Source organism: Ramlibacter sp. (assembly GCF_050250995.1).
Classification (GTDB): Bacteria; Pseudomonadota; Gammaproteobacteria; order Burkholderiales; family Burkholderiaceae_C; genus Ramlibacter.
Window position 1 is genome coordinate 1 of the sequence record NZ_JBFWNP010000080.1, and the last position, 15618, is coordinate 15618.

Here is a 15618-nt window from a genome sequence, read left to right on the forward strand (position 1 = left end):
TCTCCAGCACGAAGCCGCGGATCGCGCCCTCGTCGTCCTTCGCCCACACGACGAAGACGTCGGCAATGGGTGAATTGGTGATCCACATCTTGCTGCCGGTCAGCTTGTAGCCACCCTCGGCCTTGCGGGCGCGCGTGATCATGCTGCCGGGGTCCGAACCGTGGTTCGGCTCGGTCAGGCCGAAGCAGCCGATCCACTCGCCGGTGGCGAGCTTGGGCAGGTATTTGCGCTTGGTGGCCTCGTTGCCGAATTCGTTGATGGGCACCATGACGAGCGAGGACTGAACGCTCATCATCGAGCGGTAGCCGGAGTCGATGCGCTCGACCTCGCGCGCGACGAGCCCGTAGCAGACGTAGTTGAGGCCCGCGCCGCCGTACTGCTCGGGGATGGTGATGCCCAGCAGGCCCAGCTCGCCCATCTCGCGGAAGATCGACGCGTCGGTCTTCTCGTGGCGGAAGGCCTCGAGCACGCGCGGCGCGAGCTTGTCCTGGCAGTAGCTGCGGGCGGCGTCGCGCACGGCGCGCTCGTCGTCGGTGAGCTGCGTGTCGAGCAGCAGGGGGTCGTCCCAGTGGAATGCGGCTTTGGCGGCCATGAAAACTTTTCTCCTCGGGTGGTCAATCGGGCAGCACGGCGGTCGCCTCGATCTCGACTTTAGCGCGATCCTCGATGAGCGCCTTCACTTCCACCGCCGTCATGGCGATGTCGTAGCAGCCAATGATCTCGCGGAAGGCCTTGCCGATCTCGCGCGAGGCCGCCAGGTACTCGCGCTTGTCGGTGACGTACCAGGTCATGCGCACGATGTGTTCGGGGGCGCCGCCCGCGGCCTTCAGCACTTCGGCGATGTTCGCGAGCGCCTGCCGCGCCTGTGCGCCGAAGTCGTCCGAGTGAAACTGCTGCTGCGCGTCCCAGCCGATCATGCCGGCGATGTGCAGGCTGCGTCCGCGCGCGAGGACGCCATTGGCATAGCCCTTGGGGCGGGGCCAGCCTTCGGGGAGGATGGGTTGGTGAGTCACTGATTTCACTTGTGTCACTTGGCGTCCTTCAGCAATTCGCGCGCGATGATGAGTTGCTGCACTTCGCTGGCGCCTTCGTAGATGCGCAACGAGCGGATTTCGCGATAGAGCTGTTCGACCGCGACGCCGCTCACCACGCCGAGCCCGCCGAACATCTGCACGGCCGCGTCGATCACCTGCTGCGCACCCTCGGTCGCCGTGAGCTTGGCCATCGCCGCTTCGCGCGTGACGTTCAGGCCCTGGTCGCGCTGCCACGCCGCGCGGTAGACGAGCAGCGCGGCGCTGTCGATCGTAGTCGCCATCTGCGCCAGCTTCGCCTGCGTGAGCTGGAAGTCGGCGAGCGTCTGGTTGAACATCCTGCGCGTGGTCGCGCGCTGCAGCGCCTCGTCCATCGCGCGCCGCGCGAAGCCGAGCGCGGCGCCGGCCACCGAGGTGCGGAAGATGTCGAGCGTCCGCATCGCGACCTTGAAGCCCTCGCCCGCCGCGCCGACGCGCTGCGTCAGCGGCACGCGGCAGTGGGTGAACTTCAGGCGCGCGAGCGGATGCGGCGCGATGACGTGGATGCGCTCGGCGACCTCGAGGCCTGGCGTGTCGGCATCGACGATGAAGGCCGAGATGCCGCGCGCGCCCGGCGCCTCGCCGGTGCGGCAGAAGACGACGTAGAAGTCGGCGATGCCGCCGTTGGAGATCCAGGTCTTCTCGCCTTCGATCACGGCGTGGTCGCCATCGACGTGCGCGCTGCACTGCATCGCGGCGACGTCGGAGCCGGCCTCGGGTTCGGACAAGGCAAAGGCGGCGATGGCCTCTCCGCTCGTCACGCGCGAGAGATACCGGGCCTTCTGCTGCGGCGTGCCCTGCAGGCTGATCGCGCCCGAGCCGAGCCCCTGCATCGCGAAGGCGAAATCGGCCAGGCCGTTGTGGCGCGCGAGCGTCTCCCGGATCAGGCAGATGGCCCGCGTGTCGATGGTGTCGCCGACCGCATGGCGCAGCCAGCCGGACGCGCCGAGCTTCTGCACGAAGCTGCGGCAGGTCTGGTCGACGTCGGCGCCGTGGTGGTCGGGGACGTTGCGCACGGCCCAGGCCTCGAGCTCGCCCGCGAGTTCGCGATGGCGATCCTCGAAGAAGGGCCAGCGGAGGTAGTTCGTGTCGCTCATCGTGGAAGCCCCGGATTGCCGCCTGCGCGGGAACGACGGTGTGCGAGCATGTCAGTTGCCTTCGAAGACCGGCTTGCGTTTCGCGACGAAGGCTTCGTACGCGCGGGTGAAGTCCTCCGTCAGCATGCACAGCGCCTGCGCCTGCGCCTCGGCCTCGATCGCCTGCTCGATCGTCATCGCCCACTCCTGATGCAGCATCGTCTTGGTGATGCCGTTGGCGAAGCTCGGGCCGGCCGCGAGCTCGCGTGCGAGCGTCTGCGCGTGCGGCAGCAGCGCGTCGGGTTCGCACAGGCCATTGAAGAAACCCCAGCGCTCGCCCTCTTCGCCATTCATTGCGCGCCCGGTGAAAAGCAGCTCGCTCGCGCGGCCCTGCCCAACGATGCGCGGCAGCATCGCGCACGCGCCCATGTCGCAGCCGGCAAGGCCGACGCGATTGAACAGGAACGCGGTCTTGCTGCGCGAGGTGCCCAGGCGCAGGTCGGACGCCATCGCCACGATCGCGCCCGCACCGGCGCAAATGCCGTCGACCGCGGCGACGATGGGCTGCGGGCAGGCACGCATGGCCTTCACCACGTCGCCGGTCATGCGCGTGAACATCAGCAGCTCCGGCGCCTTCAGCCGCACGAGCGGGCCGATGATTTCATGCACGTCGCCGCCCGAGCAGAAGTTGTCGCCGGCGCCGGCGACGACGACGGCCTTGATGTCCGTCGCATGCTTGAGCTGCCCGAAGAGGTCGCGCAGTTCGGCGTACGACTCGAAGGTGAGCGGGTTCTTGCGCTCGGGCCGGTTGAGCGTGATGGTGGCGACAGCGCCCTGCACCTCCCACTTGAAGTGCGTGGCGCGGTAGCCGGCCAGCGCCTTGCGGTTGCCCGCGACGAGCGCGGGGTCGACGCGCTCGGTGCGTTCAGTTGAATCGTTCATTCTTCGTCTCCTGCTGGGCCATCGAGCGCTCGCGCTCGAGGTTACGTTCGAGTTGGGTCTTGGCCGAGCGGTATTGCTTCGGCCACGTCGTGTCGGTGTAGCCGATCTTCGCAGCTTCGAGCAAAGTCCACTGCGGATTCGCGAGATGCGGCCGAGCGATCGCGCACAGGTCCGCGCGGCCCGCGGCAATGATGCTGTTGACGTGGTCCGCTTCGGAGATCGCGCCGACCGCCATCGTCGGGATGCGCGCCTCGTTGCGGATGCGGTCGGCGAACGGCGTCTGGTACATGCGGCCGTACACCGGCTTCTGCTTCGGGCTCACCTGGCCCGAGGAGCAGTCGATCATGTCGGCGCCCGCGGCCTTGAAGGCGCGCGCGATCTCCACGGCGTCGTCGGGCGTGATGCCGCCTTCCACCCAGTCGTGCGCCGAGATGCGCACCGACATCGGCAGGTTCTGCGGCCACGCAGCGCGCATGGCGCGAAACACGTCGAGCGGATAGCGCAACCGGTTCTCGAGCGAGCCGCCGTATTCGTCGGTGCGAAGGTTGGTCAGCGGCGAGATGAAGCTCGACAGCAGGTAGCCGTGCGCGCAGTGCAGCTCCAGCCAGTCGAACCCGGCCTCCGCCGCGAAGCGCGTGCTGCGCACGAAATCGTCCCGCACGCGCGCCATGTCCTCGTGCGTCATCGCGCGCGACGTGTCGCTCACGCCGTCCAGGTACTGCTGCGGCGACGCCGAAATCAGCGGCCAGTTGCCCCGCTCCAGCGGCAGGTCCTCACCCTCCCACGGCACGCGCGTCGAGCCCTTCGCACCCGCGTGGCCGAGCTGCAGGCCGATCTTCGCGCCGCTGTTCGCATGCGCGAAATCGACGATGCGCCTGAACGCATCGCGCTGCGTCTCGTTCCACAGCCCCGGGCAGCCCGGCGTGATCCGCGCATCGGGCGTCGGACACGTCATCTCCACCATCACCATGCCCGCGCCGCCCATGGCGCGCGCGCCCAGATGCACGAGGTGATAGTCGCCCGGCACGCCGTCGACGCACGAGTACTGCGCCATCGGCGACACGACGATGCGGTTGGCGAGCGTCACGCCGCGCAGCGTGAAGGGCGTGAGCATCGGCGGAATCGGCTGCGCCTGCGGCTTGCGCCGCGCGCCCGCGGCCTGCGCGATCCAGTCCTCGTACTGCTCGACGTAGTCGCGGTCGCGCAGGCGCAGGTTCTCGTGGCTGATGCGCTGGCTGCGCGTGAGCAGCGAATAGGCGAACTGCTCCGGCGGCAGGTGGGCGTAGCGCTCGACGTTCTCGAACCATTCGGTGGAATTGCGCGCCGCGTTCTGGATCTTCAGCACCTCGACGCTGCGGACTTCCTCGTACGTCTTCAGGGCCGTGCCGAGGTCGCCGGGTGTTCGACCGATGCAGCGCGCCAGCTCGATCGAATCTTCCAGCGCCAGTTTCGTGCCCGAGCCCACCGAGAAGTGCGCCGTGTGCGCCGCGTCGCCCATCAGCACCACCGGCGCGCGGCCGTTGTGATGCACCCAGGTCCTGCAGACGACGCGCGGGAAACGGATCCACTGCGCCGAGCCGCGCAGGTGCGACGCATTCGACATCAGCTTGTGGCCATCGAGGTAGCGCGCGAACAGCTTCTCGCAGAAGGCGATGGCGTCGTCCTTTTCCATCGTCTCGAGGCCGGCCGCGCGCCACACGTCCTCCGGCGCTTCGACGATGAACGTCGAAGTCTCGCCGTCGAACTGATACGCGTGCGCCTGGAACCAGCCGTGCTCCGTCTCCTCGAACGCGAAGGTGAACGCATCGAACTTCTTGTGCGTGCCCAGCCAGACGAAGCGGCACAGGCGCATGTCGATGTCGGGCCGGTAGGTGGCGGCGTACTTCGTGCGGATGCGGCTGTTGAGCCCGTCGCTGGCGATGATGAGGTCCGCCTCCGGGTATTGCTCGTCGCCCTGCACGTCGGTCTCGAAGATCAGCTCGACGCCGAGTTCCTCGCAACGGCGCTGCAGGATGTTGAGCAGGCGCTTGCGGCCGATGCCGCAGAAGCCGTGGCCACCCGACACGAGCTTGTGCCCGCGCACGTTGACCTCGATGTCGTCCCAGTGATTGAAGGCGCCGAGGATTTCGTCGGCGGTCTCGCGGTCGGCCGCCTGCAGGTTGCCCAGCGTCTGGTCCGAGAATACGACGCCCCAGCCGAAGGTGTCGTAGGGCCGATTGCGCTCGACGACCCGCACCCGATGCGAAGCGTCCTGCTTCTTCATCAAGAGCGCGAAGTACAGGCCCGCGGGTCCGCCGCCGATGCAGACGATGTCCATGATCGCTCCAACCTAATTAATTTAAGTTTAAACGATCAGGGCGCGGGGCGCCACTGCCGGGCGGCGCTGCCGCGGGAGACCGGGACTAAGCGTGAGCGGCTGCGGCTGCGGCTTCGCGTGCGCGTCGCGCGGCATCCCGGAACGCCAGGCTCTCGGCCTGGGCCCGCGCCGTCCGGTTGTACCGGCCGAGAGTCATCACGAGAAAATCCTCGCGGAGGCTGAGCTCCCGGCGTCCATCCTGCACGGCTTTCTCCAGCATGAGGTTCGGCGCCCCATCGCGCCCTTCGAGGTCATCGAGCGCCCGAGCCGCGGCGACGAGCTGCGCGGCGGGAATCCGATGCCACTCGGACAGCAGCGATGCAACGCCGTTCGCGCCGGCATGCCGCATCGCGTGGCGCAGCACGGTCTCGTGCGATCGCATGACCTGCGCGGATTCCAGTCGGCCGAGGGCGGCCGAGGTGGCCAGGAGCCGGGTGGAAGCCGTATGCGGGGGCGGTGTGCGCCCGTGAGAATCGACGTGCGTCGGGTTCGACAGTTTCTTCGCGACGCCATGAAGTGCCTCGACGCGATCGGCCTCCCGGTTCGCGCGCCGCATGTCGATGAGGTCCGCACACGCGTTGAAATAGCTCATCGACACCGCTTGCCATTGGACGACCCGCTCGCCGAGCCGCGACGCGGCGGCGACCCTCTGGTCTGCGTCGAGCTCGGACATGTGCGGGCCGCCCTCGAGCGGATAGAAAACGCCGCGGGCTGCGGCTGCCTCGACGATCCGGTCGGCCAGGCGTTGACGCGCCCGGGCGGCCTGATCGATCTCGCCTTCGAGGGACGCACAGTCCGCACGGTCGTCGACTGGCGCCTCTACCGGCGGCCGCGGGTTGCCGGCGCCGTCGCCCCGGATTGCCATGGCCAGCTGGAACAGGCAGTCCTCGAGCGCACCGGGCGGGGCGGCCTGTGCCGCTGCATCCTCCGCGTCGGTTCGATGCGCCAGGAGCGCGAGGCCGTTGCGAATGCACTCCAGCTCCAGCGCGTCCCAGTCGCCGACGAGTTCCGGGAAGTCCCTGACGACCCAGCCCGCAAGCGCGATCGTTCCGTGCTCGTCGCCCAGCAGCGCGCTCGGGTCGAGGTCGGGGCGCGTGCGCTCGGCCCACAGAGAGACGAGTTCCTCCGCCAGTTCGACCTGTTGGTCCGTCAGTTCTTCCTGTTCGGCCAGGAGCTCGTTGAGCTCGGGCTGCCTGTCGACGACTTTGCGCTCGACGAAGGCAGAGGGGATGGCCGAAACCGGCCGCAAGGAATTGGGGAACATATCGCACTCCACGATGGCGTGCGGCCATGCTAGGACTGCGGCTTTCTCCCGCAAACGACACGGCGGTCTTCGGAGGCGGCCCAGAGACCTCGGACCCAAGACCTTTTGCGCTTCAGGCGGCCAGGCGCAGATCCTCATGAGCGAGCGTCATCACTTCGCGCGGCGGTCGGGTCTTCAGCCGGTGGTCGCTCCACACCTGCCGCCAGCGCCTCGCACCCGGCAGGCCGTTGTACAGCCCCATCATGTGCCGCGCGATCGAATGCCATGCGGTGCCGCGCTGCGCCGCTTCGCGTTCCATGTACGCCACCATCCGCTCCTCGACCCACTCGCGCGTGATGTGTTCGCGCGCCGTGTCGCCGTAGTAGGTCGCGTCCCAGCTCGCGAGCCACCACGGGTGGTGATAGGCCTCGCGGCCGACCATCACGCCGTCCACCTCGTTCAACTCGCGGGCGACGGCCTCATCGGTCTTCACGCCGCCGTTGGTTGCCATGACGAGATGCGGCAGTTCGCGCTTGAGCCGATGCACGAGCTCGTAGCGCAGCGGCGGCACCTCGCGGTTTTCCTTCGGCGAGAGGCCCTTGAGCCACGCGTTGCGCGCATGGACGATGAACACGCCGCAACCCGCCTCGCTCACCGCGCCCACGAAGTCGCGCACGAATTCGTAGCTCTCGGTCCTGTCGATGCCGATGCGGTGCTTCACGGTGACGGGGATGCCAACCGCGTCGACCATCGCCTTCACGCAGTCGGCCACGAGCGCCGGCTCCGCCATGAGGCAAGCGCCGAACGCACCGCGCTGCACGCGCTCGCTCGGGCAGCCGCAGTTGAGGTTGATCTCGTCGTAGCCCCACTGCTCGCCGAGCCTGGCGCACTGCGCGAGATCGGCGGGCTCGCTGCCGCCGAGCTGCAGCGCGACCGGATGCTCCGTTTCGTCGAAGTCCAGATGCCGCGGGACGTCGCCATGCAGCAGCGCGCCGGTGGTGACCATCTCGGTGTAGAGACGGGTGTGGCGGGAGAGCAGGCGGTGGAAGTAGCGGCAGTGACGGTCGGTCCAGTCCATCATCGGGGCGACGGAAAGGCGCCACTGCGATGGATCAGGCGCATGCTGTCGATTCAATTGGCCCGCCCGCAAGCTAATTCTCGCGCGGGATGCGATCGATCATTCGGGCAAGCGCAGCAGCCAATGGCGGCAGATCTTGATCGACGACGAGCCAGACGGCTGCGAGGTCGATCCCCAGGTAGCCATGGACGATCACGTTGCGAAAGCCGGCCAAGTCACGCCACGGCACCTGCCCCTCGGTTCTCTTGATGTCGTCGGAGAGGCGCTGACTCGACTCGGTCAGCGTCTGGAGATTGCGAATCACAGCGTCCTGGATCAGCCGCGATGCAACGAAGCGCGACCGATCGCCGGCTGTGTATTCGCGAATCCGCTCGATGCACTCGCCCATGTAGGCGAGCAGAACACGATCAGTCGCGGGTCCCGGCGTCACAGAGGCACCGCGTCGGCAAGCACCCGCTCGCGCAGCGCAGGATGCAGGCTTGCCTCGGTCGTGACATCCACGCGGCGCCCCAAGAGGTCCTGGGCATCCATCAACAGCCCGCCAAGTGCCAGCGCGCTGGTGCCGGGCGCCAGCGTCACCAGCAGGTCGACATCGCTGTCGTCACGCGCTCCGCCGCGAACCATCGAACCGAACACACGCACGCTCGTCACGCCCCGACGCCGAGCCAGCGAGAGGAGCTCTTCGCGGTGGGATTCGATCAGCGCGTGCATGCATCGAGTGTAGCGGCAAGCAATGCGCCGGGGCGTGCCGGCGCCATCACCCCTGCCCTCGCCCGCCAGCGAGAGAGGGAGAGAGGAGGCCGCTCAGTTCCGGTGCGGATTGTTCGGCGCGGCGCTTTCCCTCTGGGTCGAAACCCGATTCGCCAGCGAAAGCCGCGAACCGCCCCAGCCCGAGCTCCACCAGCCGTCCGTCGCGGCGCAGCAGCCACAGCGCGTCGAGTCCGAGGCGGCGCGCGAGGGCGAGCCCCTCGCCGGGGCCGGCCACGAGCAGCGCCGTGGCCCACGCATCGGCATCCATGCAATGGGCTGCCAGCACCGTGACCGACGCGACTTCATTGCGCACCGGCGCGCCGCGGCGGCCATCCATGGTGTGCGTCAGGCGCGCGTCGCCTACCTGCATGAAGCGACGGTAGTCGCCCGAGGTCGCCACGGCCAGATCCTGCAATTCGATCACGCCGTGCGTCGCGCGCACACCGGTCCGGGGGCTCTCCAGCGCCACGGACCACGGCTGCCCGCTCGCCTGGGCGCCCAGGGCGCGCAGTTCCCCGTCGAGCGCGACCAGCGCGTGCGCCACACCGTGGCGCTGCAGCACGGCCACCATCCTGTCCACGGCGTAGCCCTTGGCGATTCCGCACAGGTCGATCCGCAGCGGCGCATGCTTGCGCACGCGGCCTGCGCGCAGGTCAAGCTCCAGCCCCTCGTGCGCGGCGCGGCGCGTTTGTTCGCCCGCCGTGCGGATCGCCTTCGCGTCCGGCGCGTCGCGGGCCGCACCAAAGCCCCATGCATCGACCAGGTCGCCTACGGCAGGGTCGAAAGCGCCGGCGCTCAGACGGCCGATCTCCGTTGCACGCGTGAGCACCTCCAGGATTTCCGCCGGCAAGTCGACCCACACATCCACGCCGGCCCGATTCAGGCGAATGAGCGCGCTGTCGGCCTTCCAGGGCGACATCTGCGCATCCACCTGGTCCACGGCTTCCTGCAAGGCCGCATGCAGCGGTCGAGCGTCCTGGTCGCGAGGGCCATCGCACGTCGCCGACCAGCGCGTCGCCATGGCCGGCCCGTGGAGGTGCATGCGAACGTGCAGCCCCTCAGAACAGGTCTTCGGCATACCGGCCTTTCGCCTTGAGGTGGCGCACGCTCGATTGCAGGGGAGCGAGGATCTCGTCGAGCACTTCGGTGACGCCGGCTGCCATGGGACGGCTGCCGCACAGACGGACGACGGCGCCACGCGCAAGCAACTCGCGCACGCGCGGCGCGTCCCGGCGCAAGGCGTCCTGCACATAGCCGCCGCCGGGCGTGCGCGAGAACGCCGTCTGCAGGCGGGTCATGCGGTGCTCGTCCATCCAGCGCCGGATCTCGGACTCGAAGTAGAAGTCCTGCGCCGGATCGCGTCCGCCGTAGTACAGGTGCATGGGGACGTGCCGATCGTTGCGCCGGATGAAGCCTGCCAGCGGGGCGACCCCCGTGCCGGCCCCGATCAGCACGACAGGGCGACGCGACGTGGGCAAGGCGAAGCCTGGATTGGAACGAATGAAGGCCTGGACCGTGTCCCCCGGCTCGAGGGCATGAAGGTAGGTGGAGCACAGGCCGCCGGGCAATCGCCGCACGCAGATTTCGAGGAACCCGTCCTTGCTGCCGGAGGCCAGCGAATAGAAGCGGGGGACGTGAGAACCGGGGGGCACGATGCCCACCAGGTCGCCCGCGTCGAAGGGTGCAAGGCCCGATGCGCTCAAGCGGTCGCGCCAGCCCGGGCGAGGCCATGCAAAGCGCAGGATCGCCGCCGGTGCACCCGCCTGGCCGGGGTAGTCCTGGCGAGAGATCAACGTCAGGGCGGTGGTCGGCGGCAAGCTCGGCTCGTGGCGAAGTTCCAGGGGTTCGCCGAGCGCAAGCGCCACCGCCTCTCCCCAGCGGGCGAATTGCTGGCTCGATTGCTGGTGGATGCATTCGAGAGGAAGCAACAGGGGCCAGTCGCGAGCGCGCAAAGCCTGGTCCAGTTCCTGGGCAAAGCCGCAGAACGAGGGGTATTGCCGGTCGCCAAAGCCCAGCAGGGCAAGCGGCGGCGTGGGGCCCGAGTGCCTTGCGATGCGTCCCAGGGCCGCACGGGCGTGGGTGGGAGGCTGCCCCTCGCCATAGGTCGCGGCCAGCACGAAGACGTGACGCGCCGCGGGCGTCGCGCGGAATTGCTCCAGACCCGCGGTATGCACGCGGTGGCCGCATCGAACCAGCGCGTCATGCAGCGTCCGTGCGAAGCCCCAGGTGCTGCCGCCTTCGCTGGCAACGAACACCAGCACGTCGGCTTGTGCCGGCGGGACGTTGTCCACGATGCGCACCTGCCGGCGTCGGTCCTGCCACCAGATGATCAGGCCCGTGATCCAGAACAGCAGCACGCTCGACCCCGCGAGCCCCAGGACGACGGCCCAGAGCCAGGCGCTCTCTCCCGTGTGCAGCGCCAAGGCCCAGTCGTTGACACGCTGGGCCGCGGTGGCCTCCTGCCAGGCCAGCATCTCGCCGCTGTAGCGATCGATCCAGCCCTGCCCCGTCTCCGTCGTCACTTTCCAGGCGTCCTGCGGATCCGCCGCAGCGGGGAAATTCAACTTTCGCAAGTCGCCGACGCGCACACTGCGCAATGCCGCCAACTGCACTGCCGGCAGGCTGGGACGGCCGGTCGGCACGGATGCCGCATCGGGCTCGGCTCCGGCTTCGAGCGTCACGAGGCCCAGCGTCGCCGCGCTCATGCAGACGGCGGACAACGACGTCACACACATCACCACGAGCACCACCCGGCCCACCTGCACGTGGAGGCGCTCCACCAGCGGACCCCGCACCGAACCGGCCAGCTGTCGCCAGGCGCCCATCCTCCGCAGAAGCAACACGAGGCCGGACACGGAGATCAGCGCCATGGCGATTGCGATACCCGCTGCCCCCCAGCGGCCGGGGTCGCCGAGCAGCAGGGACCGGTGCAGGTTCTTCACCCAGCGCGGGAGCGGCGAGCCTCGATAGTCCGCGAGCGCGCGGCCATCGGCTGGATCGACATGGAACGCGCGTGCCTGATCGCCGGCGAATCCATACGCGACGATGGCGCCCGATGGCAGGCGCCGGATCTCTTCCACCCCCGGGAAAGTGCGTTGCACGCGATCGGCCAGCGTGGCCACCGGCAGATCGGATCCAGCCACGGGAGCCGCTTGCCAGGCCTGGTGGACCGGGTCGATCGCCAGCAGTGCGCCGGTGAGACCCAGCACCACGGCCAGGCCACCGCCGGCCAGACCCACCCAGCGGTGGACGGCCTTCCAGCCCATGCGCGCTCCTACTGCAACTGGTAGGTCAAGGATTGGATGTACTGCTTGCCGAGGTGGGGCTTGCCGGCGTCCTGGGTGGACAGTGGCACCCTGATTTCGGACGGTCTGTCGCGCAAGTCTTCCGCAGCGGCATCGACGCGTATTTCGTAGCCGGCGTTGATGAGCGCATCGGCCAGGTCGGCCGTCACCTTGAGCGTGCGCCCCGTTCCCACGCTGGCGCCGGTCACGCCGGCAAGCCTCTTGGCGTCGCCGGCAGAAAGGCGGTTCCAGTCGGCAAGATGCTTGTAGTACTTGGCCTTGCCGCCGGCCACCCACAGCGTGCGGGCGTAGGCACCTTTGGCGTCGGTCAGATACACGGCCAGATAGGCGCCATTGCCGCCGTAGTTCTTCAGCTGTGCGGTCACGGTCACGGGGCGACTGTGCGCCAGCGCGGGCACCGCCAGCGCGCAGGCGGCGGCCACGGTGGTCAGGACACGATGCGACATTGCTTTCTCTTCCTTTTCATCGACCGGTTTCGCCGCGCAGCGCCTTCGCCCGCTCGCGATGCTCTTGCTTGATCTTCACGACCCGCAGCGTCTGGGGATCGATCTTGGCCTTGAACTCCTGGCCCTGGGCATCGGTGCCGCGGATCTCGTAGCAGCCGTCGTCGATCTTGAGACGCCGAACCTGCCAGCCCCGGGTCGCGGCCATCTGCAGCACGGCATCGCGCGACTGCCACTGCTGCACCGGCGCACGGCAATCGTCATCCGCGAGGCCGGGCAGCGCCGCGAACGCCAGGCACAGGGCCGGCAAGCCGCGACGCAGGAGGGGCAGTGGGTTCATGGTTCTCTTTGCTTCGGGAGCCACTATGCGCTCGCCGAACGGAACCGGGATTGCTCTGGATCAAGTCGCGCCGCATGGGCGCATCGTCCAAACGTCGATTGTGCGGACGAAAAAGACCCGGCACCTTCACGGTCCGGGTCTCACGGAGGCACCGCGTCGGAAAGCGACATGCCGTCGAGACGCGCGCTGCCGCCTGGGGCCGGGGTCACGATGGATGGGGCGCGTGCCCCATCCCGCCCGTGCATCAGTTCCGGTTGGGATTATTCGGCGCCGCATCGCGCCGGTTGCGCACGCCGTCTCCGTCCTTGTCGCGGTCCGCCGCGTTCGGCACGCCGTCGCGGTCGCGATCGCCGCCGGGGCCGCGGCGCCAGTTGCCGCGCTGGAATTCCCAGCGGCCATTGCGCTCCACCCAGCGCGGCTCGTTGTACGCATAGCCGCGGCGCTCGCGCAGCCAGGTGCCGCGCACCCAGTTGTAGCGGCGGCCGTTCCACTCCCAGTGGCCCGGCACCCACACATGCCCGCGGCGCGCCTGCGGCACGACCTCGGCGCGCGGCGGCGGCGGCGCTTCGCGCACGACGATGACGCGCTGAGCGAGGACGGAAGTGGGCGCGAAGGCGGTCAGGGCGCCGGCCGCGGCGAGCGCGGCGGCAAGAAGCGAGCGTTTCGTGAGCATGGGTCGATCTCCATTTTTTTTCGACAGCTCACGATAGATGGCGCGCACCTCGTCGTCCTGAAGGACAACGCCTCATCCGCATGTCGGCTCCGTAAAGATCGCAACAGGTCAGCGGAAGGGTGTCGCGAACTTCGTGTCGCTCGTGAGCGTGGTGTCGGTGAGCGTGCGCATGAACGCGGCCAGCGCTGCCTTGTCCGCGTCGGAGAGATTGAGCCGCCTCGGCTGGCCGCCCTGCCCGCGCAGCCGGTTGTCGAGCGCGGGACCGTCCTGCACGCCGCTGTTGTAGTGGTCGACCACCTGTTCGAGCGTCGCGAAGCGGCCGTCGTGCATGAACGCGCTCGACAGGCCCACGTTCTTGAGCGAGGGCGACTTGAAGACGCGCGTCTCGCCCGCGTCGAGTCCGTTGCTGCGCGAGTTCGCAACGAGTCCGAAGGTCGGCGCGACGTGGCAGTTGTCGCATTGCCCGGGGCCGAAGAAGATCTGCCGTCCGCGATTCTCCTGCGCGCTCAGGCCCGGCACGTCGGCATTGAGACCCCGGTTCGGCGCCTGCGGATTGAAGACCTGCGCGAAGCCCGCATCCCACCGGCTGTTGGTCGACACCATCGCGCGCTGGAACTGCGCGAGGGCGCGCTGGATGCGGTCTTCCGTGATCGCCGCATCGCCGAAGGCGAAGGCGAAGAGCTCGGGGTAGTAGACGATGGAACGCATCTTCGCCAGGAGCGCGGGGATGCCGCCGTTCGCCGCATCGAATCCCATCTCCACCGCGTTCTGGATCGGCTGCGTGGCCTGCGCCTCGAGCGTCGCGGCACGCCGGTCCCAGAACATCGAGCCCGGCTGCGAATAGCGCACGTTGCCCAGGCGCATCGAATGCGCGGTGGTGAAGGCCGCGCCGGAGAAGCCGGCGCTGAAGCGCTGGTTGTCGGTGAAGCCGAGCGACTGGCGATGGCATGAAGCGCACGCCACCGTGTCGTTGATGCTCAGGCGGCGGTCGTGGAACAGCACGCGCCCCAGCGTGGCGACGGCATTGTTCAAGGCGTTGTTCGCCGGGGTGTTGTCGGTGGCGGTCGCCGTGGCGTCGTAGTGCGCGGGCAGCACGGGCGCGTAGTCGGCCAGGCGCGAGAGATCGAGGTCGAGGAAGGCCGCGGCGGCGGCGGAGAGTGCGGCGGGTACGGGTGCAGGTGCGGGTGCGGGTGCGGGTGCGGGTGCGGCGACGGGCGCTGCGGCAGGTGCGGCAACAGGTTCGGCAGCGGGCGCTGCCACCGGCGCCGTTGCCGCCACGGGCGCCGGCGCCGCAGCCACGGCCGCGGCAGGCGCATCCGTACCGCCGCCCCCTCCCCCGCACGCCGACAACGCCACCACCGCCATGGCCGAAGCCAGCCGCTTCATCGTTCGTTCCATCTCGCTCCTCCTCGCGATCGGGCGAAGGCCCGCCGTGCATGAATTCTGGAAACTCAATGTGGAGAAAGCGTGGAGTCCCCGCCCCCACCGTCGCCAACTATTTCCGGATCGAAGCGATATCCCACGCCGTAGACCGACACGATGGCCGAGCCCTGCGCGCGCACCTTCGCGATCTTGCGGCGCAGGTTCTTGATGTGGCTGTCGATCGCGCGGTCGGTCGTGTCGCGCAATTCCTCGTGGACGCATTCGAGCAGCCGGTTGCGCGAGAACACCTGCCCCGGCCGCTGAACCAGCTGCCGCAGCAGGCGATATTCCACCGGCGTGAGCGCGAGCCACTGGTCCTGCCACGCGATCCGCGCGGCCGACTCGTCGACGTGGAAGCCGTGCGCGGGCGTCGCCGCGCCGAGCCGCCCTTCGGCGCGGCGCAGCAGCGCCTTCAGCCGCGCCACCACTTCGCGGGGGCTGAACGGCTTGCAGATGTAGTCGTCGGCGCCGGTGTCGAGGCCGAGCAGGCGATCGATCTCGTCGACGCGCGCCGTCACCATCACGATCGGGACGGCGGAGAAGGCGCGCAGTTCGCGGCAGACCTCGATGCCGTCGCGGCCCGGCAGCATCAGGTCCAGCAGCACCGCTGACGGCTCGCCTCGGCGCACTTCCGCAGCCACGTCGAGGCCGTTGCCGATCACCGTCGTCGTCCAACCCTGCGCGCCGAGATAGTTGCACAGCATGTCGGCGATCTTGGCGTCGTCTTCGACGACGAGGATGCGGCGCGGCGCGTTCATCTTGCGCCCTCCGCCACCGCCGGCAGGCGCACCTCGACAAGTCTGTAGAGAGCTAAAGGGGGCGTGAATTCCGAGCCTGTCCTTGCAATCGATTGCAAAAACGAAAAGGCCCGCCGAAGCGGGCCTTGCTTCGGCTTGGCTTGCCTAAGCCGACTTCTGAAG

The 15618-nt window shown here is 68.7% G+C and carries 16 protein-coding genes; all 16 read right to left on the bottom strand.

Annotated features, from left to right (window positions below):
* Positions 1-592: acyl-CoA dehydrogenase family protein (locus tag AB7E83_RS26990; protein ID WP_428574411.1), on the bottom strand; the 592-nt coding region annotated here is incomplete at its 3' end.
* Between the two features lie 22 nt (positions 593-614).
* A complete protein-coding gene (locus AB7E83_RS26995) occupies positions 615-1013 on the bottom strand; it encodes a RidA family protein (protein WP_428574413.1) in 399 nt (132 codons plus the stop codon).
* Positions 1014-1027: 14 nt separating this feature from the next.
* On the bottom strand, positions 1028-2167 hold the full coding sequence (locus AB7E83_RS27000) for an acyl-CoA dehydrogenase family protein (RefSeq protein WP_428574415.1): 1140 nt from the start codon (positions 2165-2167) through the stop codon (positions 1028-1030).
* 51 nt (positions 2168-2218) lie between these two features.
* A complete protein-coding gene (locus AB7E83_RS27005; protein WP_428574417.1) occupies positions 2219-3088 on the bottom strand; it encodes an enoyl-CoA hydratase family protein in 870 nt (289 codons plus the stop codon).
* Complete coding sequence (locus AB7E83_RS27010; protein ID WP_428574419.1) at positions 3072-5405, bottom strand: bifunctional salicylyl-CoA 5-hydroxylase/oxidoreductase; 2334 nt, start codon at positions 5403-5405, stop codon at positions 3072-3074. The genes AB7E83_RS27005 and AB7E83_RS27010 overlap by 17 nt, the downstream gene beginning before the upstream one ends.
* Positions 5406-5490: 85 nt before the next feature.
* Positions 5491-6708, bottom strand: a complete 1218-nt coding sequence (locus AB7E83_RS27015; RefSeq protein WP_428574421.1) for a hypothetical protein — start codon at positions 6706-6708, stop codon at positions 5491-5493.
* Positions 6709-6820: 112 nt separating this feature from the next.
* Entirely contained in the window at positions 6821-7822 is a 1002-nt protein-coding gene (gene dusA, locus AB7E83_RS27020) for a tRNA dihydrouridine(20/20a) synthase DusA (RefSeq protein WP_428574423.1), read from the bottom strand.
* A gap of 16 nt (positions 7823-7838) precedes the next feature.
* Positions 7839-8153 (bottom strand): HepT-like ribonuclease domain-containing protein, encoded by a 315-nt coding sequence (locus AB7E83_RS27025; RefSeq protein ID WP_428574425.1) that lies wholly within the window; start codon positions 8151-8153, stop codon positions 7839-7841.
* A 38-nt stretch (positions 8154-8191) separates the two neighbouring features.
* Entirely contained in the window at positions 8192-8476 is a 285-nt protein-coding gene (locus tag AB7E83_RS27030) for a nucleotidyltransferase family protein (protein ID WP_428574427.1), read from the bottom strand.
* A gap of 46 nt (positions 8477-8522) precedes the next feature.
* Positions 8523-9593, bottom strand: coding sequence for an FAD:protein FMN transferase (locus tag AB7E83_RS27035; protein ID WP_428574429.1), 1071 nt, complete (start codon positions 9591-9593; stop codon positions 8523-8525).
* Positions 9574-11781 (bottom strand): PepSY domain-containing protein, encoded by a 2208-nt coding sequence (locus AB7E83_RS27040; RefSeq protein WP_428574431.1) that lies wholly within the window; start codon positions 11779-11781, stop codon positions 9574-9576. The genes AB7E83_RS27035 and AB7E83_RS27040 overlap by 20 nt, the downstream gene beginning before the upstream one ends.
* Before the next feature lie 8 nt (positions 11782-11789).
* Positions 11790-12266 (bottom strand): DUF2271 domain-containing protein, encoded by a 477-nt coding sequence (locus tag AB7E83_RS27045; protein ID WP_428574433.1) that lies wholly within the window; start codon positions 12264-12266, stop codon positions 11790-11792.
* Positions 12267-12282: 16 nt separating this feature from the next.
* A complete protein-coding gene (locus AB7E83_RS27050) occupies positions 12283-12603 on the bottom strand; it encodes a PepSY domain-containing protein (RefSeq protein WP_428574435.1) in 321 nt (106 codons plus the stop codon).
* A 244-nt stretch (positions 12604-12847) separates the two neighbouring features.
* Positions 12848-13276 carry a YXWGXW repeat-containing protein gene (locus AB7E83_RS27055; protein WP_428574437.1) on the bottom strand — a complete coding sequence of 143 codons (429 nt, stop codon included), beginning with the start codon at positions 13274-13276 and terminating at the stop codon, positions 12848-12850.
* A 108-nt stretch (positions 13277-13384) separates the two neighbouring features.
* Positions 13385-14674 (bottom strand): cytochrome-c peroxidase, encoded by a 1290-nt coding sequence (locus AB7E83_RS27060; RefSeq protein WP_428574439.1) that lies wholly within the window; start codon positions 14672-14674, stop codon positions 13385-13387.
* Between the two features lie 53 nt (positions 14675-14727).
* The gene (locus tag AB7E83_RS27065; protein WP_428574441.1) at positions 14728-15456 is read right to left on the bottom strand and encodes a response regulator; all 729 of its coding nucleotides are present in this window, start codon (positions 15454-15456) and stop codon (positions 14728-14730) included.
* Between the last annotated feature and the right edge of the window lie 162 nt (positions 15457-15618).